We start from the raw sequence: 23,844 nt of genomic DNA, 5'->3' as shown, positions 1-23,844 counted from the left end.
TGACGGCTCGACAGAATCTGTTTGTTCACGATCAGTTGTGAGTACTTCTGGGACTTAGTGAGGGAGAGCCGTCATGTCGGTCACTCGCAGATCGGTCTTGCTCGCGTCCGCGGCGGCGCCCACGGCGGGAGCGCTGCTGAGCGCCCCGGAGGCGTGGGCCGCCGGAGAGGTGCGTGGTGGGTCCGGCCGCCGCACCGTCGCCTTGCGCGACGGCTGGCGCTTCGCGCTGGTGAATCCCGGCGGGATCACCGACCCGACCGGCGCGTATGCCGACGCGGCACTTCCCGGGTACGACGACTCGCGCTGGCGCGAGGTCGCCGTACCGCACGACTGGAGCATCGAGCAGACCCCCACCACCGAGCACGGCACCACCAGCGGCACCGGCTTCCTCCCCGGCGGCCTCGGCTGGTACCGCCTCGCCTTCACCCTGCCGTCCGAGCTCACGGGGAAGCGGATCTCGGTGGAGTTCGACGGCGTCTACATGGACTCCTACGTCTACTGCAACGGCGAGGAGGCCGGCCGCCACCCCTACGGCTACACCGGCTTCGCCTTCGACCTGACTGATCTGGTGCACACCGACGGCACCACACCGAACGTGATCGCGGTCAAGGTCCAGAACCGGCTCCCCAGCAGCCGCTGGTACTCGGGCAGCGGCATCTACCGCGAGGCCCGTCTGGTGATCACCGAGCCGGTGCACGTGGCCCGCTGGGGCACCCGCGTCACCACGCCCGAGATCTCCGCCGAGCGGGCCGCCGTACGCGTCGAGACGACGGTCGTCGACGCGTCGGGCACCGGCGCGGCCGTCGAGGTCGTCTCCCGGATCGTCGACCCGAAGGGCCGGACGGTCGCCCGCACCTCTTCCACGGTCACCGTCGACGACGAGACGACCGAGACCCATGAGCTGGTCGTCCGGCGCCCCGAACGGTGGGACATCGACGCCCCGCACCGCTACAGCCTGCACACCGAACTGCGCGTCGGCGGCAGAACCACCGACACCCACCGCACGGTCTTCGGCTTCCGCACCTTCCGCTTCGACCCGGACGAGGGCTTCTTCCTCAACGGCGTCCACCACAAGCTGAAGGGCGTCGACCTCCACCACGACCTCGGCGCACTCGGCGCCGCCGTCAGCAAGGACGCCGTCCGGCGGCAGCTCGAGATCATGCGGTCCATGGGTGTCAACGCCCTGCGCACCTCCCACAACCCGCCCGCGCCCGAGGTGATCCAGGTCTGCGAAGAACTGGGCATCGTCCTGCTGGTGGAGGCGTTCGACTGCTGGCGCACAGGCAAGAACCCCTACGACTACGGGCGGTTCTTCGACGCGTGGTGCGAGCGGGACGCCACCGAGATGGTGCGGGCGGCCCGCAACTCGCCCGCCGTGCTGATGTGGTCCATCGGCAACGAGGTCCCCGACTCCACCTCCACCGCCGGCCTCGCCATGGCCGACCGGATCATCGAGGCGATCAGGGCCGCGGACGACACCCGCCCGCTGGTCATCGGCTCCGACAAATACCGCCGCCTCCCCGCCAAGGGCTCAGCGGCCGATCTGATGCTGGCCAAGCTGGACGGCCTCGGCCTCAACTACAACACCGCGAAGTCGGTGGACCAGCTGCACGAGGCCTACCCGCACCTCTTCCTCTTCGAGTCCGAGTCCTCCTCGGAGACCTCGAGCCGCGGCGCGTACCAGGAGCCGGAGCACCTCAACACCGGCGAGAACCACACACCCGGCAGGCGCGCGACCTCCTCCTACGACAACAACCTCGCCTCCTGGACCATGAGCGGCGAGTACGGCCACAAGAAGGACCGGGACCGCAAGTGGTTCGCCGGGCAGTTCCTGTGGTCGGGCATCGACTACATCGGGGAGCCCACGCCGTACGACGTCTTCCCGGTGAAGGCGTCCTTCTTCGGCGCGGTCGACACCGCGGGCTTCCCGAAGGACATGTACTACCTCTTCCGGAGCCAGTGGACCGATGAGCCGATGGTCCACCTGCTGCCGATGACCTGGAACCACGCCGAGGGCGACACGGTCGAGGTCTGGGCCTACGCCAACGTCGCCACCGTCGAGCTGTTCCTCAACGGCAAGTCCCTGGGCGTCCGGCGGTTCGACACCAAGAAGACCGCCGACGGCCGCACGTACCTGGAGACGACCGAGGCGACCGGCGACGACAAGACCTTCACCGACGGCCCCCACCCCGGCAGCTACACCAGCCCGAACGGCAGCGCGGGCAAGCTCCACCTGACCTGGAAGGTGCCCTTCGAGCCGGGCGAGCTGAAGGCCGTCGCGCGGCGGGACGGCAGGGTGGTCGCCACCGACGTGCTGCGCACCGCCGGCGCCCCGCACGCGATCCGGCTGACCCCGGACCGCGACTCCCTCGCCGCCGACGGGCGTTCGCTGGTCTTCGTGACCGCCGAGGTGGTCGACCGGCGCGGGGTCGTGGTGCCCGACGCGGAACACCTGCTCTCCTTCGAGGTGGCGGGCGGCTCCCTCGCCGGGCTGGACAACGGCCGCCAGGAGAGCGCCGAGCGCTACCAGGCGAGCACCCGCACCGCCTTCCACGGCAAGGCCCTCGCCGTCGTCCGGTCCGGCACCGAGGCGGGCACGGTGAAGGTGACCGCCCGTGCCGACGGCCTGCGCACCGGCACGGCCACCGTACGGGCCACCAGGGCCGCGGACCGGGCCGAGACCGCCCCGCCCGTCTTCGCGCCGGAGCACCCGGCCCCCTTCGACTACCCGCACGCGGACGCCAGTTACTCCGGCCGCCCGGACTCGCTGCCCGCCGCCATGCTCGACGGCGACCCGGCCACCGGCTGGTCCAACGGCTTCCTCAAGCAGGCCACGGCCCTGCTGCCCGCCTTCGACGGCGCCCGCGCCGAGGACTGGGTCTCGGTCGACCACGGACGCACCCGCGGCTTCGACCGGGCCGACGTCTCCTTCACGGTGGACGCGACGCACAGCCTGCCCGCGACGGTCGAGGTGGCGGTGTGGGACGGCCGGGGCTGGCGGGACGTGCCGGACATCACGATCGACTGGGCCACCGCCTCCGACACCCCGACCGTGATCACCTTCGGGGCCGTCCGCGGCTCCCGGATCCGGCTCACGATGACGAGCCGCCACCCCGACGAGGCGAAGGGCGCGATCCGCGTCAGCCGACTGGAGCTGCCGACCGCCTGAGCCCGACCCGTGCGACGGTCCGGACGGACGGCCCGGGAGCCAGTCCTGTCCGGACCGTTGACGGGACGTCACATCAGCCACAACCATGGCCAGCGTCCGCTTCTGGGAGCGCTCCCACGGCGAGCGCCACCCGCCCCTCCCCCAGAGGAGCCCAGACGTGAAACGACGCAGAACCGCCCTGCTGTCCCTGACGGCCCTCCTGGCGACCGCGCTCACCGCGCTGCCCTCCGCACCGGCCGGGGCCGAAGAGATCGAGCAGGTCAGGAACGGCACCTTCGACACCACCACCGACCCCTGGTGGGCGACCAGCAACGTCACCAAGGGCCTGTCCGACGGCCGGCTCTGCGCCGACGTCCCCGGCGGCACCGCCAACCGCTGGGACGCCGCCGTCGGGCAGAACGACATCACCCTGGTGAAGGGGGAGTCGTACCGCCTCTCCTTCCAGGCGACCGGGACACCCGCCGGGCACGTGGTGCGGGCGATCGTGGGTCTGTCGGTGTCGCCGTACGACACCTACTATGAGGTGACACCGCAGCTCAGCGTCTCGGGCGACACCTACACCTACACCTTCACCTCGCCCGTCGACACCGCTCAGGGCCAGGTCGGCTTCCAACTCGGCGGCAGTGCGGACGCCTGGCGCTTCTGCATGGACGACGTCTCGCTGCTCGGCGGGGTCGCGCCGGAGCCGTACGAGCCGGACACGGGCCCCCGGGTCCGGGTCAACCAGGTCGCCTACCTGCCCGCCGGGCCTAAGAACGCCACCCTGGTCACCGACGCCACGGCGAAACTGCCCTGGGCGCTCAAGAACGCACGCGGCACCGTGGTCACCCGGGGTACGACCCTGCCCCGGGGCGTCGACGCCTCGTCCGGGCAGAACGTCCACTCGATCGACTTCGGCGCGTACCGCACCAAGGGCAAAGGCTTCACCCTGGTCGCCGACGGTGAGACCAGCCGCCCGTTCGACATCGACGCGAGCGCCTACGAGCGGCTCCGCCTCGACTCGGCGAAGTACTACTACACCCAGCGCAGCGGCATCGAGATCCGCGACGACCTGCGGCCCGGCTACGGCCGCCGGGCCGGACACGTGGGGGTGGCGCCCAACAGGGGCGACACGGACGTGCCGTGCCAGCCGGGCGTCTGCGACTACTCCCTGGACGTCAGCGGCGGCTGGTACGACGCCGGCGACCACGGCAAGTACGTCGTCAACGGCGGCATCTCCACCTGGGAGGTGCTGAGCACCTACGAACGCGCGCTGCACGCCCGCACCGGTGACGCCAGCAAGCTCGGCGACGGCAGCCTCGCCATTCCGGAGAGCGGCAACAAGGTGCCGGACATCCTCGACGAGGCCCGCTGGGAGCTGGAGTTCCTGCTGAGGATGCAGGTGCCCGACGGCAAGCCGCTGGCCGGCATGGCCCACCACAAGATGCACGACGAGCAGTGGACCGGCCTGCCGCTGCTGCCCGGCGACGACCCGCAGAAGCGCGAGCTGCACCCGCCGTCCACCGCCGCCACCCTGAACCTCGCGGCCACGGCCGCACAGGCGGCCCGCCTCTACCGCCCCTACGATAAGGCCTTCGCCGACACCTCGCTGGCCGCAGCCCGCAAGGCCTGGTCGGCGGCGCTCGCGCACCCCGACCGCTACGCCTCCGACAGCGACGGCGTCGGCGGCGGCGCCTACGCCGACAGCGACGTGACCGACGACTTCTACTGGGCGGCGGCCGAGCTCTACCTCAGCACGGGGGAGAAGCAGTTCGAGGAGTACGTCCTGAAGTCCCCGGTCCACACGGCCGACCTCTTCAAGCCCGTCGGCTTCGACTGGGCCCGCACCGGCGCGGCCGGCCGCCTCGACCTCGCGACCGTGCCGAACAAGCTGCCCGGCCGGGACAAGGTGCGCCAGTCCGTCGTGGGGGGCGCCGACCGCTACCTGGCCACCCTGAAGGCCCAGCCCTACGGCATGCCGTACGCGCCGGACGGCAACACGTACGACTGGGGCTCCAGCCACCAGGTCCTCAACAACGCCGTCGTCCTCGCCACCGCTTACGACATCACCGGCGCCTCGAAGTACCGGGACGGCGCGCTCCAGACCATGGACTACATCCTGGGCCGCAACGCGCTGAACATCTCCTACGTCACCGGCTACGGCGAGGTCAGCTCCCACAACCAGCACAGCCGCTGGTACGCCCGCCAGCTCGACCCCGGTCTGCCGAACCCGCCGGCGGGCACCCTCGCAGGCGGACCCAACTCGAGCATCCAGGACCCCTACGCGCAGAGCAAACTCCAGGGCTGCGTAGGCCAGTTCTGCTACATCGACGACATCCAGTCCTGGTCGACCAACGAGCACACGATCAACTGGAACGCCGCCCTGACCCGCATGGCCTCCTTCGTGGCGGACCAGGGGTAGGAGCCGGACGCCGTGCCAGGGTGCCGGGGGAGTCCGCCGACAGGACGCCCCCGGCACCCGCGCGTAGCCTGGTGTCATGCACGCGGTGCGGGTAGACGGCATCGAGGTCGCCTACGACCGGGTGGGCCAGGGCCCGCCTCTGGTGCTCGTGCACGGCGCCATGACGGACGCCCGCCTGTGGCGTGCGCAGGTGGCCGACCTGGCCGACGAGTTCACCGTGATCGCCTGGGACGAGCCGGGCTCCGGCCGGTCCTCCGACGTGTCGCCCTCCTTCGTCCTCGCGGACTACGCCCGCTGTCTTGCGGCCGTCGTCGAGGACGTCGGTCTCGGCCCGGCCCATGTGGTGGGTGTGGGCTGGGGCGGAACCGTGGTGCTGGAGCTCTACCGGCACCACGCCGGACTCGTCAGGACACTGGTCCTCGTCGACACCTACGCCGGCTGGAAGGGCTCGCTGCCCGCCGCGGAGGTGCGGGCGCGGGTCGAGGGGGCGGAGCGGATGCTCGACGTCCCGGACGCGGAGTTCGCGCCCACCATGCCGGGCCTGTTCGCGGGCCGGCCACCCGCCGAAGCCGTCCGCATGCTGTCCCTGATGTCGGCGGACACCCGCCGCGGGAGCATGCGGACCGAGCTCACCATCATGGCGGAGGCCGACCAGCGCGACCTGCTGCCCAGGATCGAGGTGCCGACGCTGCTGCTGTGGGGGGAACTCGACTCGCGCTCCCCGGTGGAGCAGGTGGCCCGCCCGCTCCTCGAAGCGATCCCGCGGGCCACGCTGGTGGTGCTCCCCGGTGTCGGGCACCTCAGCAACGTCGAGGCGCCGGAGACGTTCAACCGGACCGTCCGGGAGTTCTGCCGTCCCCCGTCCTGAGCGGCCGGGCCACAGACGCGGGTACTTCCTCGCCTCCCGTGCTCAGACCGTCTCCTGGGGCGCGTGCGCCAGCTTGTCCGGGTTGGCCACGACGTAGATGCCCCGCACCCGGTCGCCCTCGGGGGCGCCAGACGGGACGGCCCGGGCCGCCCCGGCCGTTGGTGATCAGGCGGGCCACCTTGTCCCGGCCGTGCACCGGGCGCAGACTCGCCGGCCGGCGCTTGCAGCCGGCGTCCGACCAGGCCGTGACGTCCGGCGCGAGGACCTCCATCAGCTCGGCGATGTCCCCGCCGAGCGCCGCCCGCACGAACCGCCCGGTCGCCTCCCGCCGCACCCGCGGACAGCCGCGTCGGGGCCCGGGATGTGACATCAGGCGCTGCGATGTGACGCAGATCTCGGTGACTGGCCAGCGGCAAACCCCTCACGGTACCCTTTGAGACTGCCTCTGAGCTGGTGGTATTTACGAGTCAGTACCCGAGCGGTACCGTGAAGGGCATGCCAGCTCTCAACGTGGAGTTCAGCGACCGCGAACTTGAGGATCTGCGGCAGATCGCCAAGGAGCGCGGTACGTCCATGAAGGCGCTCGTGCGCGAGGCCGCCGCGGCCGACATAGCCCGCCACCGCGCTCTGCAGGAGGGTGCGGAGGCGTTCCGCCGGTTCTTCGCGACCCACGCCGACGAGTTCGCCGCCGCCTTTCCCGACGACGAATCGCCCGGCAAGGGCGAAGGGCGGGCCGCCTGAGCGATGGCACCCGTCATCCACATCGACGTGCCCTGGCTGCTCCAGCGGCATGAAGAGGTCCTCCCGGACCAGCCCACCGTCAACGACTTCTCCTCGCTGGTCGCCGCGGTCGCCCGGCACCGCGTCGACCCGCCGCGTCTCGGGGTCGACTCCGACGCCGCCTGGCGGGCCGCCGCGCTGCTGCACACCCTCGCCGTGCTGCGGCCGCTGCCCTCGGCCAACGCCCGCTTCGCCTGTGCGACCGCCGTGGCGTACATGTTCGTCAGCGGCGTCGGGATCGACCCGCCCTACGGTGCCCTCGTCGACCTCGCCCGCGACCTGATGTCCGGCACGACCGACGTCTACGGAGCCGCGGACCGGTTGCGCTCCTGGCAGATCTGAGGGACCCGCGATGCAGCGAAATGTCGAAAACCGGTGCGAGTGGCGGCTGTTCGTTCCCCTTTCTGACTTTCTGTCAATGGGCCGGATGTTGCACAGGCGCCTTGTTGGTCGTGTGGGGGTTGTGCAAGAGTGAAACACGCGTGCGGGGGGAATGGCCGGGTGTCGCACGTGTTTTGTTGACCGGGTCCGATTCGCCGTCGGCGAATTCGCACCTCCCGCGCCGCGCCAAAAGAGGTACGCACCAACCGGGCTCCTTTTTTCGGCGTCAGGACTTCCGTGTGTCACATGCGCGTGGGAAGGAACCACCTCAGTGCCCACCCCCCACCCCCCTCGTCCCCCGTATCCCCCGCCCGGCGGGGATCCCGGGGACTCCGACGAATCCCTGGCCGCCCCACTCAGAGGCACCCCGAAGGGCGAGGTCGCCGCCCATTCGACCGCCCTGCTGATGGCGCGGCACTGGCAGCCGGTGCACGACTACGCGGTCATCTGTCTGGCCTCGTCGGCGCAGGTCGCCACGATGGTCACCGGGACCGCCTTCCACCGGACCCTCAACCGCCTCGCCTTCGGCGAGTCGGCCGTCGCGCTGCGCCCGGCCCTGCTGGTGACCGTGCGCGACACGATCCGTGAGTGGTCCGGCGACGATCGAATATCCGCCGTCCTCCCGGCGTTGCAGAAACCCGCCGGAGGGCGTGGGCTGCGTGCGGCGACGTCCATGACGCCCGAAAACCGTGTCCTCGCGGAGCGGGCATTTCAGGCACTTCCCGCAGCGGCGCGCTGTTTGCTGTGGCATGTCGAGGTCGAGGCAGATCCTTTAACCGTCCCAGCCGGTCTGCTGGGCATGGACACCGAGATCGCGTCGGCCGCGCTCGAACAGGCGCGTGACAAATTCCGCGAGGGTTGTGTACGCGCCCACAGCGAACTCGCGCCGACCCAGGATTGCCGGTTCTACAACCGCCTCCTCGATGTGCCGATCCGTCGGGGTGGCGTACTGCTGCCCGATGTCCAGGAGCACCTGGCGGAGTGCCGCTACTGCCGGAACGCGGCCGAGCAACTGAGTCATTTCGAGGGCGGACTGGGCCCGCTGATCGCCGAGGCCGTGCTCGGCTGGGGCGTGCGCCGCTACCTCGACTCGCGTCCGGGCCGGGCCTCGCACGGCAACCGGAGCGGCCGCGGCGGCCGGCGCGGTGGCGGGCGACGGGGCGACGGGCGGCTGACCGTCGGACGCCACCGTGTACTGTCCCGGATTCCCATGCCCGCACGCCGGGTGCCGGGTACCCGGATCCCCGACGCGCTGCGCTCCTCCCGGGCGCTCCTCTCGGGCGTCGGTGCGGTGTCGGCCGGCGTGCTGGCGACAGTGCTCATCCTCAGCGCGTCGTCGTACGACGGCGGACACGCCGACCCGGCCGGCTCCAACAGCGCCGCCGAAGCGGGCGGTACGGAGTCCAGGACGCCGCCCGGCACGGCCAAGCTGCCCACGGCGCAGGGCGTGACGCGGCTGCGCAACGCCGGCGCCGACCTGTGCCTCGACGTCCGGGACCTGCCGAAGGAGGGCTCCGGGACGAAGCTGGCGGAGTGCTCGACGGTGTGGACCCAGCAGTGGACGTACGAGAACGACGGGCTGCTGCGCAGCGTCGCCGATCCCGGCCTGTGCCTGGACTCGCACAAGGACGCCGGTGTCGTCGTTCTCGGCACCTGCGCCGAGGACGACGACGAGCGGGCCGACGACGTGCGCTACGACCTCACCGTGCGGGGGGAGTTGCTGCCGCGGTGGGACGAGCAGCTCGCCCTGACCTCCACCGACGGCGACCCGGACGCCGACATCGTCGTCAAGGTCAGGGACCGTTCCGACGGCCAGCGCTGGCAGCCGGAGCCCGTGCCCACGACGGCGGGTTCGCTGTCGATCGAGGAGCAGGACGACCCGACGGCACGACAGGTGACCCTGCCGGACGGCCGGACGCAGTGAGCACGGCACCCCCGGTCTGACCGGTGGGCCGCGCGGTGAGGGCACCGCGCGGCCCACCGGTCAGACCGGGCCGTCGGCGAGGTCGGCCGGACCGACCGTGCTCGGCGTGGCGTGGCCCGACAGGGCCAGGGTGAGATCGAGTTCGGCCAGCAGACAGCGGATGACGTGCTCGACACCGGGCCCGCCGTCGAGGCCGAGGCCGTAGACGTACGGCCGGCCGACGAGGACGGCCCGGGCCCCGAGGGCGAGCGCCTTGAAGATGTCGTCGCCGGTGCGGACGCCGCTGTCGAAGAGCACGGTGAGCCGGTCCCCGACGGCCTCCGCCACACGGGGCAGCGCGTCGGCCGCCGCAAGGGAACCGGCCACCTGGCGCCCGCCGTGGTTGGAGACGACCACGCCGTCCATGCCCGCCTCCGCCGCCTGCCGGGCGTCGTCCGGGTGCAGGACGCCCTTGAGGACGATAGGGCCGTCCCAGTTCTCCCGCAGGAACGCCAGGTCCGGCCAGGTCTTGGCCGGGTCGGCGAACATCTGGACGAAATGCATCACGGCCGCGTTCGGATCCTCGTGCACCGGCTTGGCCAGACCCGCCTGGAAGGCCGGATCCGAGAAGTAGTTGGCCGTGCCGACGCCGTGCAGGAACGGCAGATAGGCCTGGTCGAGATCGCGGGGCCGCCACGCCAGCAGCGGCGTGTCCAGGGTGACGACGAGCACGCCGAAACCGGCCGCCCCGGCCCGGTTCAGGAAACTGCGGGCCACCTCCGGGTCCCTGGGCCAGTACAGCTGGAACCACCGCTCGGCGTCGCCCATGGCCTCGGCGACCTGCTCCAGGGGCGTGCTCGACGCGGACGACAGGACGAAAGGCACGCCCTGGGCGGCGGCCGCCCGCGCCGCGGCGGTCTCTGCCTCGGGGTGCATGATCGACAGCACCCCGACCGGGGCGAGCGCCAGCGGAGCCGGCAGGGTCCGGCCCAGCACCTCGACCGACAGGTCCCGCTCGTGCACGTCCCGCAGCACGCGCGGCACGATCCGGCGGCGCTCCAGGGCCGCCCGGTTGGCACGCGCGGTGCTGCCGTTCCCGGCGCTGCCCGCCACATAACCGACCGGCCCGGGCCCGAGCCGCCGCTCGGTCAGCTCCTCCAGCCGCGTCAGATCGGTGGGCAGCCGCGGTACGGCACCCGTCATCCCGTTCAGATAGATCTCGTACTGGAAGTCCGCCCAGTGCCTGCCCACCGTAGGCAACCGCCTCTCGTCGCTGAGAACGCGCAGTACGCCGACCATACCGACCGGTAGGCGGGCCCGGGTGATCAGGGTCGGCTCGCCGACTCGTGCAGGACGCGGGCCAGTTCGCGAGGCTCGGAGAACATCGGCCAGTGGCCGGTGTCCATGTGGATCAGCTCCCAGCGGTCGCTCCTGAGCAGTTCAGCCACCGTGGCGCCCGGATGCGGGGTCGCGCCGTTCACGATCCGGGCGATCTGCTCCCACGCCCCGAGCCACGCCCCCGCCACCAGTACGAAGTCGGTCATGCCGGCAATTCGGCCGAGGGGTCTGACAACCGCCCCTCGCCCCCGGGCCCGGTGATCGGCGGCACCGGTGTGTCGACGGTCCTGGCCAGCCGGGCGCCCTCGGGGCCGTACACCGCCCGGGGTTCGGGGAACAGCCGCAGCAGTGTCAGGAACAGCACCGCCGCCACGAGCAGCGACAGCGGCAGGCTGATGTCGATGCCGTTCGCCAGGTCGCCGAACGGGCCGACGAACTGCCCGGGGATGTTGGTGAACAGGACACCGAGCAGTGCCGAGACCCACCAGGCGGTCATGCCCCGCCAGTTCCAGCCGTGTGCGAACCAGTAACGGCCGCCGCGCTGACGGCGGTTGAAGACCTGGAGCGCCTCCGGGTCGTACCAGCCGCGCCGCGTCCAGTAGCCCAGCATCATCACGACCATCCACGGCGTGGTGCAGGTGATGATCACCGTGGCGAAGGTCGAGATGGACCGTACGAGGTCGAGGCCGAACCGGCCGGCGAAGATGAACGCGATCGACAACACGCCGACCAGCAGCGTCGCCTGGACCCGGGACAGCCTCGGGAACACCGACGAGAAGTCGAGCCCCGTTCCGTACAGCGCCGTCGTGCCCGTCGCCAGGCCGCCGATCAGCGCGAGCAGGCAGACCGGCAGGAAGAACCAGCCCGGCGAGATCGCGAGCAGCCCGCCCACGAAGTCGGGGGTCGCCGGATCGACGTACTCCGGCGCCTTGTCCGCGATGATGCTCGCGGTCGTCAGGCCGAACAGGAACGGCAGCAGCGTCGCGAGCTGCGACAGGAACGCCGCGCCCATCACCTTCCGGCGCGGTGTGCTCGCCGGGATGTAGCGCGACCAGTCGCCGAGGAACGCCCCGAACGACACCGGGTTCGACAGCACGATCAGCGCCGACCCGATGAACGACGGCCAGAACAGGGCCGTCGTCTCCGCGTCGGCCGAGTCGGTGAAGACACCCGCGTACGAGGGGTCGAAGTCACCCGCGAACGCCACGGCACCGAGCAGGAACAGCGCACTCGCCGAAGTCACCGCGATCTTGTTGACGAAGAGCATGAACCGGAAGCCGTACACGCACACCGCGAGGACCAGCACCGCGAACAGCGCGTAGGCGACGGCGTAGGACAGGTCGTCCCGGCCGAGGCCGAAGAGCCGGTGGGCGCCGCCGACCAGGGCGTCGCCGGAGCTCCACACCGAGATGGAGAAGAACGCGACGGCCGTCAGCAGCGACAGGAACGAGCCGACCACACGGCCGTGCACCCCCAGGTGCGCGGACGACGACACGGCGTTGTTGGTCCCGTTGGCCGGGCCGAACACCGCCATCGGGCACAGGATCAGCGCACCTGCCACGACCCCGAGGAGCGTGGCCGCGAGACCTTGGCGGAAGGACAGCCCGAACAGGATCGGGAAGGCGCCGAGGACGCACGTGGAAAAGGTGTTGGCACCGCCGAAGGCCAGCCGGAAGAGGTCGAGCGGGGTCGCGGTGCGTTCCGCGTCGGGGATGCGGTCGACGCCGTGGGTCTCCACTTCCGTCAGGGACGGGGGAGCCGGGGCGGGGGAGGGGTGGTCGGCCGACGGGGACAAGGGGGCTCCAGCGGGGACGGGACGGTGGAGCGCGGGGTGGCGCTGATGTCGGGCGGACGGCCGCTCACCGGCGCCGGGGTGTGCGGCGGCGCGCGGAAGCCGTCCTCTGGGGTGGTGCCGACCGTAGGACGGCGAAGGTGATCTACGCCAGAGGACGGTTCATCCATTCTTCTCGTTGCCGGTGGACGGATCCTCCACTCCTCGGTCACTCCTCGTCGGACGGATGCGGCTCATGGCCCGGCTCGGCGTCCGGTCCCTGCGCCCGTACGCGCTGCACGTGTTCGAGGGAGTCGCGCAACTCCGCGAGCCAGTCGTCGGTGTGACGCTGCACCAGGCGCACGCACCAGGCCAGGGCGTCGCTGCGGCTGCGGGCGACGCCGCCGGCGATCAGGGTGTCGAGGACCTGGCGCTCCGGCTGGCGCAGCCGCGTCATGACGGGCGCGGCCACATGCGTGAAGAGCGTGCGCCGCCCGCCGCACTCCACGCCCCAGGACACCTTGCGGCGGAACCGGTGCTCGGCGTCCCGGGCCACGGCCATCCGGTCCTCGCGCGTGCGTTCCCGGAACTCCTGCACCCGGCTCTCCAGGGCCGCCTCGCGCTCGGCGGCCGGGGCGTCCTCGGCCAGCCGGGGTTCGGCGATGCGGCCGATCACCGTGATCTCCTCGCGGTCGACCGTGACCTCGGTCAGTTCCTCGAAGAGGTCGTCGGGGAGGCGGCCGGCGAACCAGCCGCGCAGCTTCTCTCTCTGCTCTGTAGTAATCATGTAATGACGATTACTCGACCGGAGCATGAACACAAGGGGCTGCGAAGCAGTCGGCCGAGAGCGGAATCGGAATGTTTCAGGCCGATTAACGAACACGCGGAAATCAGCCATCTGGCCGCTTCGTACCCCCGGAGACCGCGCGGTTACGGGCTTCGGCCATGCGGATTCCGTAACTTCACGCCACTGATTAAATACGCAAGGTTACTGAAACCGGTGGGGTCGATGTGTGTTTCGGTGGCGGACTCGGCAGACTCGCGCTCGCCGCCCTGGGCACCAACCGAGCAGGGGCCGGCACACCCCGTAATCGAGCGGAAGGATGCACACAATGCGGAACACCGCGCGCTGGGCCATGACTCTCGGACTGACGGCCACCGCCGTCTGCGGACCCCTCTCCGGGGCCGCGCTCGCCGATCCAGGTCAGGCCCCCACCGCGCTCTACGCCCCGTCGGCCCTCGTCCTCACGGTGGGCCACGGCGAGAGCGCGGTCGCAGCGACTCCGGAACGCGCGGTCACTCTGACCTGTTTCCCGAAGGCCTCCGGCACGCACCCGGCGGCCGGCTCGGCCTGCGCGGAACTGCGCGGAGTGGGCGGCGACATCCGCGCCCTGACCGCCGGCGAGGGTGCGTTCTGCACCAAGCAGTACGACCCCGTGGTCGTCACCGTCGACGGTGTCTGGCAGGGACAGCGAGTGTCCTACGAGCGCACCTTCTCCAACGAGTGCGTGAAGAACGCCCACGGCTCCGGCGTCTTCGCGTTCTAGGGCCGGGATCGCGCCGTTCCCGTGAGGTACGGCGGTTCGAGGCTGGGGAGCCGGGCCGCTGTCGCGGGGACCTGCGATCTCGTACAAGGGGGCCGGCGGGCGGAGTGGGGCCGCCCGCCGGCCCCTGGGCGTTCCTTCGGACCGGTGTGTTCCTTCGAACCGGTTCGTTCCTTCGGGCCGGTGCGCTCAGGCCCGGTCGCGGTGGCTCGTGTCGCACCACGGATAGCGCCGGCTGCGACGGCAGGTGCACAGGGCCACCCGGAAGCGGTCCGAGGTGACGACGGAGCCGTCCTCCAGCTCCACCTCCACCGGGCCCTCCACCAGCAGCGGACCCTTGCGCTGGACGGTGACGCGGCGCGGGGCCGCGGATCGGTCAGACGGGGAGTTCGGCACGGATCACCACCAGCTCTTCCCGGTTCTCGGCGGTGGCCAGCAGCCCCCGCTCCCTCAGCCAGCGCTCCCGGCCCCGCACCACCGGCCCGAACGCGATCCGCCGACGGCGGGTCACCGCGGCCTTCAGCCCGGCCGCGCGCAGGTGCTGCACGGTCAGGTCCGGGCCGCTGAGCGCGGACTGCACCAGCAGCAGCACCCCGCCCGGACGCAGCAGGCCGGGCGCCTCCCGGCAGATCCGGTCCACCACCAGCCGGCCGTCATCGCCCGCGTCCCAGGCCCGGGCCGCACCGCGTGGCTGTCGCGCACGGCCCGGGGCCGGTACATAGGGCGGATTGGCCAGGATCAGGTCGAAGGACTCGCCCAGCACGGGCTCGAAGAGGTTCCCGTGCCGGATGCGGACCGGGAGGCCGGCCCGCGCGGCGTTCAGCCGGGCGGCCCACACCGCCCTCCGGGACACGTCCACGGCGGTCACGCGGAAGCCCCGGCGCGCGGCCTCCAGGGCCAGGGCGCCGGTCCCGGTGCCCACGTCGAGCACCTCCGCGTCCGTCGGCAACGTCTCGTCGAACAAGGCACCGGCCAGCAGCTCGGTGTCCTCCTGCGGGGCGTACACGCCCGGGGGTACCAGTGGGTTCACCTCACTCGAGTACCCCGCCCATCAGGAGATATCGACGGTTTCCTGGGTAATCGTGGCACGCAGTGACGAGCGTGAGGCACGCCAGTCGGCGAGCAGCCGGGCGCCGAAGCGCTCCTCGACGAACTCGGTGGCGTCGATGCCGAACGCGACGTCCGGGGCGAGGTGCGGCTCCAGCTCCAGCAGACCGCCGATGACGTCATGGCGCACCACCTGCTCGTGGACGGCGTCCGCCTCGACGTGCTCGTCGTAGAAGTGTTCGGCGGCGGGCCCGGCGCCGGTGCGGCGCATCGCCTCGGCGAGCCGGCGCGACCCCGGCGACGAGGTGATCTCGACCGCCGCGAAGTGGCCGACCAAGGCGCCTCTGAGGGCCCGGTGCAGACCGAACAGGGACATGAGGTTCACCGTGACCAGGGCCTCGCCCGACGCGGCGTCGAGGTAGCGGCCGTACGTGGTGTCCAGGCCGAGGTCCGTCATGAGGTCGGCGAACAGGCGGGCGTGCACACGGTCGGCCCGGCCGCCGCCCCACTCGTCGAACTCCACCGCCGCCATCGCCGCCTTCGCCCGGCCCCACAGCCGCGGCAGCACCCACGCGTGCGGGTCGGCCTCCTTGAGGTGGTACAGGGAGCGCTGGGCCGCGTACTCACGCACATGCCACAGCTCGCCCTCGTCGCGCAGGAAGTGGGTGACGCCCCTGCCCTCGACGGGCTCGACCAGAAGACCGGCCAGTGCCTCGTCCACACTGTCGTGGACCCGGGCGTCGGCGCGCAGGGCGGACAGGAAGCGGTGCTCCAGGGCCGCCCGGATGCGCAGCAGCTCGGGGTCCCACTCACGGTCGGGGGACACACCCGCGAAACCGCGGTAGTGCAGCTCGTAGCAGAGGTACAGCGCCAGCTGGAGGTCCTCTCCGTACACGGCGGCCCGGGCGACCTCCTCAAGGCGGGGCAGCCGGCCCTCGCCCCGCAGGTACGCCTCGACACCCCTGCTCAGCGGCCCGCGCGGGGTGGGGAGCCCCGGCTCCCGGGACTCTGGTTCTTCACGGTCGTGCGCCATGCGCGCCGGGTACCCGGCCGGAGCCCGGGGTCACCCGCCGCTCAGGACGGTGTCACCGTCGAGGTCGTACAAGCGGTCGACCTGGACATCGCCCCGGGCGTGACCAGCGAGCCCGTGCCCGTGCACGAGGGCGACGCCTGGCCGGGCGTGCACGAGCGGCTGCTCGACTCCGAGTGGTCCGAGACCGACGACCAGGGCCGGCCGGTCGCCTGCAACCGGGTGGCGGGCGTGGTCGTCACCGAGCGCGGCCACGACTGGGCGAGGTCGACCGGGCGGGCCATGGCGGCGAACCTGCCCGGCGTGGCGCGGGCCCTGGCACAGCGGCCGCTCGGTCCGCCGCGGTAGCCCGGGCCCGTCACCTACTGCTCTCCCTCGGACTCCTCCTGCGCACGGGTGTTGGGGGTGGTGGCGTCTGCGGCCTCGCCCCGGTGGCGTCGCTGTTCAGCGGAGTCCTCGGTGCGGTTCTCGGCGTGCTCGATCTCGCGCAGCACCTCCTCGAACGCCGTCTCGGGCTGCTCGGAGGCGGCGCGGTGCTCGGGGTCCTTGTTCTGGGACACGGGAGTCTCCTTCCTGCGTTCGGTGCGTCCGTTCATGGGTGCGAAAGCTCAGCTGGAGGCCGTGGCGATGCGCAGCGGCACCGGGTCGGGCGGGGCCGCCTCCTCGTTCTGGCGGGTGACCTCCGCCCACCAGGACGGGCCGTCCTCTATGTGGCGCAGCAGGACGCCCTCGCGGATCGCCCACGGGCAGACCGTGACGGACCTGAGGCCGGTCAGCTTCATCGCGGTGTGCCCGACCACCGCACCGGCCAGGCTCTGCGCGGCCCGCGGCGCGGAGATGCCGGGCAGATGCGCGCGTTCGGCGGCCGGCAGGGCGGCCAGCCGGGCGATCGCCTCCCGCAGTTCCCTCCGGTGCAACTGCCGGTCCACGAACGGGCCGTGGCGTCCGGGCGCCGCGCCGCACAGCCGCCCGAGCTGCTGGAACGTGCGGGAGGTGGCGACCGCGGTGCGCGGGCCCTCCCAGCGGATCCGTGCCGCGACGTCCCGCATCTGATGGCGGACCTTGCGGCGCATCGCCCGCACCCGCTCCGGCGAGGGCGGGTCCTCGTCCTCGAAGAACTCATGGGTGAGCCGTCCCGCACCCAGCGGCAGGGAGGCCACGAAGTCGGGCAACCGGCCGCGCCCGAAGGCGACTTCGAGCGAGCCGCCGCCGATGTCGAGCAGGGCGAGCGGCCCCGAACGCCAGCCCATCCAGCGCCGGGCCCCGAGGAACGTCAGTTCCGCCTCGACCTCGCCCGGCAGGGTGCACAGGGCCACGCCCGTACGAGCCCGGACGGTGCGCAGCACCTCGTGCCGGTTGGGTGCGTTGCGCACCACGGCGGTCGCGAACGCCAGCGGTCCGGCCGCGCCCCACCGGGACGCGGCCCTGCTCGCCTCGGCGACCGCGTGCACCAGTTGCTCGACGGCCTGCTCCGGGATGGGTCCCCCCGGTGTGACCTGCTCGGACAGCCTGAGCCGCCACTTGGCGGTGTGCACCGGGAGCGGTACCCCACCGTCCGCGTCCGCGACCACCAGTCTGACCGTCTTCGATCCCACATCCATCACGCTGATTCGCATGGCCCGTGAGTACCCGTTTCAGGGGCGGACCAACGGAACGGCCCCCCGAGTACGCCGGAGATCAGCCAGCTGACGGCCGGTGTCAGGTCATCTGGCGTCGCACCAGCTCGTGCAGCCGGCCGCCCGTGTCGGCGAGGAGCCGCGAGGGCGGGCCCTGCTGGACGACCTTGCCGTCCTCCATCACCACGACCCGGTCGGCGTCCAGCACCGTCGACAGCCGGTGCGCGATGACGATCCGGCTGGCGTTGAGGGCCTTGGTGCTCTCGATGACCGTGCGCTGCGTCTCGTTGTCGAGGGCACTGGTCGCCTCGTCGAAGAACAGGATGCGCGGCCGGCGGATGAGCGCCTGCGCGATCATCAGCCGCTGGCGCTGACCGCCGGAGACGGCACCGCTGCCCGAGACGATGGTGTGCAGTCCCATCGGCATCCGCTTGATGTCCTCGGCGAGCCCGGCCATCTCCGCCGCCGCCATCGCCTCCTCCGGCGTGTACGGCTCGGTGCCGCAGATGACGTCCAGGATCGAGCCGGTGAACGGCTGCGCGTGCTGGAGCACCACACCGCACTGGCGGCGCACCGCCGACTGGTCGAGGGCGGCCAGGTCCTGACCGTCGTAGAGGACGCTGCCCGACAGCGGACGGTCGAAGCCGATCAGCAGGCGCAGCAGCGTCGACTTGCCGCACCCGCTCGGGCCGACGATCGCGACGAACTCGCCCGGCCGCACCTCGAACGACACGTCGTCCAGGACCAGGGGGCCGTCGTCCGAGTAGCGGAACGACAGCCGCCGTGCCTCGATCCCGCCGGACAGCGGACCCGGCCGGGTGCTCGCCGTGCGCACCTCGGGTGTCGCGTCCAGCACCGGCCTGATCTCCTCGAACAGGGGCAGCGCGGCCACGGCCGAGACGAACGAGCCGGTCAGCTGGGTGACGGAGGTCAGCACCATCGTCACCGAGGTGTTGAAGGTGAGGAACGCGGCCGCCGACATCGAGCCCCGGGCCGGGCCCGCCAGCAGCATGAACATCAGCAGGGTGCACAGCGGCAGGTACACCGCGCCCAGCACCGTCGTGAGGTTCTTGATGCGGCCGACCTTCTGCTGGAGCTCCCGGCTGCGCGCGAACTCCGAGGCCCAGGCGGCGTACGCGTAGTTCTCCGCGGCGGCCACCCGCAGCTTGGGCAGGCCGCGCAGCGTCTGGAACGCCTGGTTGTTCAGCTTGTTGGAGAGCACCACCAGCCGCCGCTGCCAGCGCACCTGCCACAGGCCCAGCCCCAGGAACACCGTGGCGATGACGACGAGCATGCCGATCGCGGCCATCGCCATCGGCACGCTGAACCACAGCAGCAGCCCCAGGTTCATCGCCCCCACCGTCACCGACTGGGCGACCGTCGGGCCGACTCCCGCCAGCAGCCTGCGGATCGAGCTGATGCCCATGGCCGCGCTGGCCAGTTCACCGGTGGAGCGTTCGGTGAAGAACTTCGTCGGCAGTCTCAGCAGCCGGTCCCACACGGCCGGCTGGAGCGTGGCCTCGACCCGGCCCTCCAGCCGCAGGATGGTCATGTTCTGCAACAGCATGAAGGCCGCCGACACCACACTGCTGAGCATCACCGCGAGGCACACCTGCACGATCAGGTCCGTCTGCGCCTTCGGCACGAACTCGCCGAGCACCTTGCCGGTCGCGATGGGCACCAGCGCGCCGATCGCCACCGTGACCAGACCGCTGACCAGCAGGGCCGCGAGGTCGCCGCGCATGCCCTGCATGCAGAACCGCAGCAGCCTGAGCGGACTGAGACTCCGCTCGGGCAGCGGCCGGTAGAACATCACCGCGCGCGGCTCGAACTCGTCGGCGTTGGCCTTCTCGACCGGCGTCTCACGACCCGTGGACGGATGGACCGCCACGTATCCGCCGCGCCGCCACAGCAGTGCCACCGGCGCGCCCGACAGGGCACGGTGGCCGACCAGCGGCCCGACGTTGTCCCGCCACCAGCGCCCGTCGAGGCGTACGGCCCGGGTACGGACGCGGGAGGCGAGGGCGACCTGTTCGACCGGGTCGAGACGGTCGCCGCCGGTGTCCTTCTGGGCGGGTTCGGTGAGGGTGATCCCGCCGGCCTGGGCGACGAGCTTGCACGCCGCGTACGTGGCGTCGGCGTCGGCCGCGGTGGTCCGTTTCGACGACCGCTTGCCGATGGAGGCGAGCAGCGTCTGGTCGGCCTGGGCGCGCACCGCCTCACCGGCCTTGATGCCCTCGGCCGTGCGTGTCTCGTGGGTGCGTTCCAGCTGTTCGATCCACCGGTCCAGCGTGGTCAGCAGCCGGTACTGCTGGTCGACCATGCTCTGCCACAGCGCCGGATCCATCAGCAGGTCGGCCGCGGCCTCCGCGCCGTACAGCGAGCCGTACTGCACGCTCCCGGGCGGCACCTGCATCCAGAACACGTCGTCGTCCGTGGGCGCGGCGGCCCGCTCCGTCGCCATCGGCGCCTGGAAGAGGATGGAGAGGCTGCGGCCCACGCCCAGCGCGAGCGCGTACTCCAGCGGACTCGTCGTCGGCGGCACGTACTGCGGGTTGCCGTAGTCGTCGTACGACCACGTGGCGGTGTTGGCGGGCTGGTACAGCTCACGCAGCCCGATGCGGTGCACCACGCAGTCCCGCAGCGGGCGGGCCACCAGCGTGTGCTGCGGCCCCGCCACCGGGCCGAGCACCAGCGACCCCGCCTCCAGACGGCCGAGGTGGTGCCAGTGGCCCTGCTGGCCGGCGTCGACCGCGAACAGGTCGACGGCGCCCGACGCGACCAGCCACAGCACCTGCGGGCCCTCCAGGTCCAGGCGGTTGAACCCGGCGCAGTCGATGCGCGAACCCATCTGCCCGAACGCGCCCAGGACGAGGTCGCCCTCGCGTCCTTCGTGAACGGTCGTCATCTCACCGCTCCCTGACCAGCGCGGCGTACGCGCCGCCGCGGGCCACCAGTTCCTCGTGCCGTCCCCGCTCCACGACCGTGCCGTGCTGGAGGACGACGATCTCGTCGCTGTCGCGGACGGTGCTGAGCCGGTGCGCGATCACCACACAGGCACAGCCCCGCTTGCGCAGGTTGTCCATCACGACCAGCTCGGTCTCCGCGTCCAGCGCGCTCGTCACCTCGTCGAGCACCAGGATGCTCGGCCGGCGCACCAGCGCCCGCGCGATCTCCAGGCGCTGGCGCTGCCCGCCGGAGAAGTTGCGTCCGTCCTGCTCGACCTTGCTGTGGATGCCGCCGGGACGCCGCATGATCACGTCGTACAGGGCGGCGTCCCGCAGGGCGTCCTCCACCGCGTCGTCCGGGATCGACGGGTCCCACAGCGCCACGTTGTCGCGGATCGTCCCCTCGAAGAGGAACACGTCCTGGTCGACGAAGGAGACGGAGGCGGCCAGCGCCCCGCGCGGGATGTCCTCGATGCGCTGTCCGTCGATACGGATCACGCCCTCCCAGGGCGCGTACAGGCCGGAGATCATCCGGGACACGGTGGACTTGCCGCTGCCCGAGCCGCCGACCAGGGCGACCTGCTGCCCGGGGCCGACGGTCAGGTCGAAGCCGGTGAGCAGCGGCTTGTCGAGCGGGCTGTAGCCGAAGGTGATGTTCTCCAGCTCCACATGGCCCTGCAGACGCCGGGTCGACTCACCGGAGCCGGGCCGGCCGTAGAGCGGGTCGGCCTGGAAGTTCTCCACGTCCTTCAGCCGTGCCACGTCCGCCGCGAAGTCCTGGATGCGTCCCGCGACGCCGTTGAGCCGGGTCAGCGGGGCGGTGAACCGGGTGACCAGGGCCTGGAAGGCGACCAGCAGACCGACCGAGATGTGCCCCTCGACCGCCCGCATACCGCCGATCCAGAGGATCAGCGCGCTGTTGAGGGTGGCGAGCGTCGGCGCGACCACACCCAGGTAGGCGCTCGGCACGCCGAGCCGCTGCTGCTCCTCCAGCGTGGTGGCGTGCTGCCCCGCCCACTTGCGGAAGTAGCCGTCCTCGCCGCCGGTCGCCTTCATCGTCTCGATCAGCTGCAGACCGGTGTAGGCGGTGTTGGTGAGCCGGGCCGTGTCGGCGCGCAGCTTCGCCGTGCGGGTGGCGCGCAGGCGCACCACGACCCGCATGGCCACGATGTTCAGCAGCGCCACGCCGATGCCGACGAAGGTCAGCTGCGGGTCGTAGGTGTACAGCAGCACCGCGTACAGGACGACCACGATCGCGTCCACGCCCGCGGCCGCGAGGTCACGGGACAGGGTCTCGGAGACCGCGTCGTTGGACTGGAGCCGCTGCACCAGGTCGGCCGGGCTGCGCTGCGAGAAGAACGTCACCGGCAGCCGCAGCAGATGCCGCAGGAAGCGGGCGCTGGACAGCGTGGAGGAGATGATGCGCCCGTGCAGCAGGTTGGCCTGCTGGAGCCAGGTCAGCAGGACCGTGAGCAGCACGCAGGCCGCCATCGACGCGAACAGCACGCCGAGCAGCGAGGTCTGGTTCCCGATCAGGAACTCGTCGATGTAGGTGCGGCTGAGCGCGGGCACCGCCGCGCCGACCGCCACCAGCAGCAGGCTCGCGAGGACCGCGGCGGGCATGGTGCCCGCGGTACCGCGCAGCCGGGCGGGCATCGCGCCCAGGACGCCCGGCTTGCGGCCGCCCCGGGTGAAGTCCTCGCCGGGCTCCATCACCAGCACGACACCGGTGAAGCTGCCGTCGAAGTCCTCCATGGGAACGAAGCGGCGGCCCTTGCCGGGGTCGTTGATGTAGACGCCGCGGCGGCCGAAGCGGCGGCCCATGCCGTCGTAGACGACGTAGTGGTTGAACTCCCAGAACAGCACGGCCGGCGACTTCACCTCGGCGAGCGCGGCCAGGTCCATCTGCATGCCCTTGGCCGTCAGGCCGTATGAGCGGGCCGCCTTGAGGAGGTTGCTGGCGCGCGAGCCGTCACGGGAGACGCCGCAGGCGATGCGCAGTTCCTCCAGCGGGACGTGCTTGCCGTAGTGACCGAGCACCATCGCGAGGGAGGCGGCGCCGCACTCGACGGCCTCCATCTGGAGCACGGTCGGTGTGCGGACCGTTTTCGCCGCGGCCTTGGGCACCTTGCGCTTCGGCGGAGCGGAGCGGCGCCGGCTCCGGGGCTCCTGGGTGGTCGCGCTCATGGCAGCAGCCAGTCGACGGGACGCTGGTCGGCCAGCTTGATCGAGCCCGAGGCCAGCGTCATGGAGGTCAGCTTGTACGGCGGGCCGTCCGCGGACGACCACGTGTAGCCGCTCTTCGTGGCGGACGACCTGTCCAGCCGGACCGTCACGGCCACCGGCCTGCCCTTCTTCGTGAACTGCTCGCCCAGCTGGCTGTCGCCGAGGAACGCGGCGATCTGCTGCGGGGACTGGGCCGAGCGGTCCACCGACTTCACATGGCCGCGCAGCACCCCGTACTCCTGGGTGGGCACCGACTGCACGGTCAGGTCCACGGCGGCGTCGTCGGGGATCGAGGCGGCGTTCTCGGCGGGGACGTAGACCGTCGCGTACAACGTGTCCTCGGAGTGGGCGACCTTCTCGACGGCGGCGACGTTCGCGCCGGTCTGGATGATCTGCCCGACGGTCGCGGCGAGTGCGGAGACCCGGCCCGCGTCGAGCGTGCGGACGACGGTTTCACCCTGGCTCGTGCGGACCTTCAGCACGGGCGAGTTCGCCGGCACCTGCTCGCCCTGCTTGGCGAGGACCGCGGTCACCTGGCCCGCGACGGGGCTCTGGAGGAGGTAGCTGCCCTGCCCGTGCGTGAGGATGGCGGGCGCGCTGACGGTGGAGGCCACCGAGCCGGTCACCGCCCACACCGAGGCGGCTGCCATCGCGAGCACCGTCACCGAGAGGACGAGCCAGCCCTGCGGACGGGCGAAGCGCACCGGCAGGTCGAGTTCCTCCGGTGACTGAAGCTTGGCGAGGGCCTGTTGGCGGAACTGCAAGGAACTTCCCTCACCCGTAGAAGACGTACGTACGGCCGTGCCGGAGGTGCTGTCGGCC

19 protein-coding genes and 2 pseudogenes are annotated in these 23,844 nt (G+C 71.6%); 8 read left to right on the top strand and 13 right to left on the bottom strand.

The window, feature by feature from the left end:
* Positions 1–73 precede the first annotated feature (73 nt).
* The 3 genes from ABEA82_RS25560 to ABEA82_RS25550 all read left to right on the top strand — a co-directional run bounded on the left by ABEA82_RS25560 (position 74) and on the right by ABEA82_RS25550 (position 6,438).
* A complete protein-coding gene (locus ABEA82_RS25560; RefSeq protein ID WP_345663996.1) occupies positions 74–3,169 on the top strand; it encodes a glycoside hydrolase family 2 TIM barrel-domain containing protein in 3,096 nt (1,031 codons plus the stop codon).
* 157 nt (positions 3,170–3,326) lie between these two features.
* On the top strand, positions 3,327–5,570 hold the full coding sequence (locus ABEA82_RS25555) for a glycoside hydrolase family 9 protein (protein ID WP_345663995.1): 2,244 nt from the start codon (positions 3,327–3,329) through the stop codon (positions 5,568–5,570).
* A 76-nt stretch (positions 5,571–5,646) separates the two neighbouring features.
* Positions 5,647–6,438, top strand: a complete 792-nt coding sequence (locus ABEA82_RS25550) for an alpha/beta fold hydrolase (RefSeq protein WP_345663994.1) — start codon at positions 5,647–5,649, stop codon at positions 6,436–6,438.
* Positions 6,439–6,480: 42 nt separating this feature from the next.
* Here ABEA82_RS25550 and ABEA82_RS25545 read toward each other — a convergent pair.
* Positions 6,481–6,793, bottom strand: a pseudogene (locus tag ABEA82_RS25545) (RNA polymerase subunit sigma-24); the annotation flags it as partial.
* 140 nt (positions 6,794–6,933) lie between these two features.
* On the opposite strand from ABEA82_RS25545, the gene ABEA82_RS25540 reads away from it, so the two are divergent.
* The 3 genes from ABEA82_RS25540 (at position 6,934) to ABEA82_RS25530 (ending at position 9,523) form a co-directional block, all read left to right on the top strand.
* The gene (locus ABEA82_RS25540; protein ID WP_345663993.1) at positions 6,934–7,179 is read left to right on the top strand and encodes a hypothetical protein; all 246 of its coding nucleotides are present in this window, start codon (positions 6,934–6,936) and stop codon (positions 7,177–7,179) included.
* A gap of 3 nt (positions 7,180–7,182) precedes the next feature.
* A complete protein-coding gene (locus ABEA82_RS25535; protein WP_345663992.1) occupies positions 7,183–7,560 on the top strand; it encodes a toxin Doc in 378 nt (125 codons plus the stop codon).
* Between the two features lie 310 nt (positions 7,561–7,870).
* The gene (locus tag ABEA82_RS25530) at positions 7,871–9,523 is read left to right on the top strand and encodes an RICIN domain-containing protein (protein ID WP_345663991.1); all 1,653 of its coding nucleotides are present in this window, start codon (positions 7,871–7,873) and stop codon (positions 9,521–9,523) included.
* Positions 9,524–9,583: 60 nt separating this feature from the next.
* Here ABEA82_RS25530 and ABEA82_RS25525 read toward each other — a convergent pair whose 3' ends face one another.
* From ABEA82_RS25525 to ABEA82_RS25510, 4 genes and pseudogenes are all read right to left on the bottom strand, one after another.
* Positions 9,584–10,753, bottom strand: a complete 1,170-nt coding sequence (locus tag ABEA82_RS25525) for a lactate 2-monooxygenase (protein WP_345663989.1) — start codon at positions 10,751–10,753, stop codon at positions 9,584–9,586.
* A 74-nt stretch (positions 10,754–10,827) separates the two neighbouring features.
* Positions 10,828–11,001, bottom strand: a pseudogene (locus ABEA82_RS25520) (alpha/beta hydrolase); the annotation flags it as partial.
* A gap of 41 nt (positions 11,002–11,042) precedes the next feature.
* A complete protein-coding gene (locus ABEA82_RS25515; RefSeq protein WP_345663987.1) occupies positions 11,043–12,635 on the bottom strand; it encodes a purine-cytosine permease family protein in 1,593 nt (530 codons plus the stop codon).
* Between the two features lie 205 nt (positions 12,636–12,840).
* Entirely contained in the window at positions 12,841–13,398 is a 558-nt protein-coding gene (locus tag ABEA82_RS25510) for a hypothetical protein (protein ID WP_345663985.1), read from the bottom strand.
* A gap of 325 nt (positions 13,399–13,723) precedes the next feature.
* On the opposite strand from ABEA82_RS25510, the gene ABEA82_RS25505 reads away from it, so the two are divergent.
* Complete coding sequence (locus ABEA82_RS25505; protein WP_345663983.1) at positions 13,724–14,158, top strand: protease inhibitor; 435 nt, start codon at positions 13,724–13,726, stop codon at positions 14,156–14,158.
* A 186-nt stretch (positions 14,159–14,344) separates the two neighbouring features.
* On the opposite strand, the gene ABEA82_RS25500 is transcribed toward ABEA82_RS25505, so the two are convergent.
* From ABEA82_RS25500 to ABEA82_RS25490, 3 genes are read right to left on the bottom strand one after another with little or no spacing between them, the layout of a single operon-like run.
* Positions 14,345–14,551 carry a CDGSH iron-sulfur domain-containing protein gene (locus tag ABEA82_RS25500; RefSeq protein WP_003994890.1) on the bottom strand — a complete coding sequence of 69 codons (207 nt, stop codon included), beginning with the start codon at positions 14,549–14,551 and terminating at the stop codon, positions 14,345–14,347.
* Positions 14,532–15,185, bottom strand: a complete 654-nt coding sequence (locus ABEA82_RS25495; RefSeq protein ID WP_345663979.1) for a HemK2/MTQ2 family protein methyltransferase — start codon at positions 15,183–15,185, stop codon at positions 14,532–14,534. The genes ABEA82_RS25500 and ABEA82_RS25495 overlap by 20 nt, the downstream gene beginning before the upstream one ends.
* A 21-nt stretch (positions 15,186–15,206) precedes the next feature.
* The gene (locus ABEA82_RS25490) at positions 15,207–16,235 is read right to left on the bottom strand and encodes an iron-containing redox enzyme family protein (protein WP_345663978.1); all 1,029 of its coding nucleotides are present in this window, start codon (positions 16,233–16,235) and stop codon (positions 15,207–15,209) included.
* On the opposite strand from ABEA82_RS25490, the gene ABEA82_RS25485 reads away from it, so the two are divergent.
* A complete protein-coding gene (locus ABEA82_RS25485; RefSeq protein ID WP_345663976.1) occupies positions 16,227–16,580 on the top strand; it encodes a hypothetical protein in 354 nt (117 codons plus the stop codon). The two genes, ABEA82_RS25490 and ABEA82_RS25485, sit on opposite strands and share 9 nt — an antisense overlap.
* 14 nt (positions 16,581–16,594) lie before the next feature.
* On the opposite strand, the gene ABEA82_RS25480 is transcribed toward ABEA82_RS25485, so the two are convergent.
* The 5 genes from ABEA82_RS25480 to ABEA82_RS25460 all read right to left on the bottom strand — a co-directional run bounded on the left by ABEA82_RS25480 (position 16,595) and on the right by ABEA82_RS25460 (position 23,786).
* On the bottom strand, positions 16,595–16,792 hold the full coding sequence (locus ABEA82_RS25480; RefSeq protein ID WP_345663975.1) for a hypothetical protein: 198 nt from the start codon (positions 16,790–16,792) through the stop codon (positions 16,595–16,597).
* A gap of 48 nt (positions 16,793–16,840) precedes the next feature.
* A complete protein-coding gene (locus ABEA82_RS25475; protein ID WP_345663974.1) occupies positions 16,841–17,848 on the bottom strand; it encodes a Ppx/GppA family phosphatase in 1,008 nt (335 codons plus the stop codon).
* 82 nt (positions 17,849–17,930) lie between these two features.
* On the bottom strand, positions 17,931–20,756 hold the full coding sequence (locus ABEA82_RS25470; RefSeq protein WP_345663973.1) for an NHLP bacteriocin export ABC transporter permease/ATPase subunit: 2,826 nt from the start codon (positions 20,754–20,756) through the stop codon (positions 17,931–17,933).
* A gap of 1 nt (position 20,757) precedes the next feature.
* Positions 20,758–22,983 carry an NHLP family bacteriocin export ABC transporter peptidase/permease/ATPase subunit gene (locus tag ABEA82_RS25465; protein ID WP_345663972.1) on the bottom strand — a complete coding sequence of 742 codons (2,226 nt, stop codon included), beginning with the start codon at positions 22,981–22,983 and terminating at the stop codon, positions 20,758–20,760.
* Positions 22,980–23,786: a biotin/lipoyl-containing protein gene (locus tag ABEA82_RS25460; protein WP_345663971.1), complete on the bottom strand. Its 807-nt coding sequence runs from the start codon at positions 23,784–23,786 to the stop codon at positions 22,980–22,982. Before ABEA82_RS25460 ends, ABEA82_RS25465 begins: the two co-directional genes overlap by 4 nt.
* Positions 23,787–23,844: the final 58 nt, after the last annotated feature.

It is taken from the genome of Streptomyces venetus (assembly GCF_039540295.1).
GTDB lineage: Bacteria > Actinomycetota > Actinomycetes > Streptomycetales > Streptomycetaceae > Streptomyces > Streptomyces venetus.
Note: the sequence above shows the minus strand (reverse complement) of the source record. Positions and strands in the feature narration are given on the sequence as shown.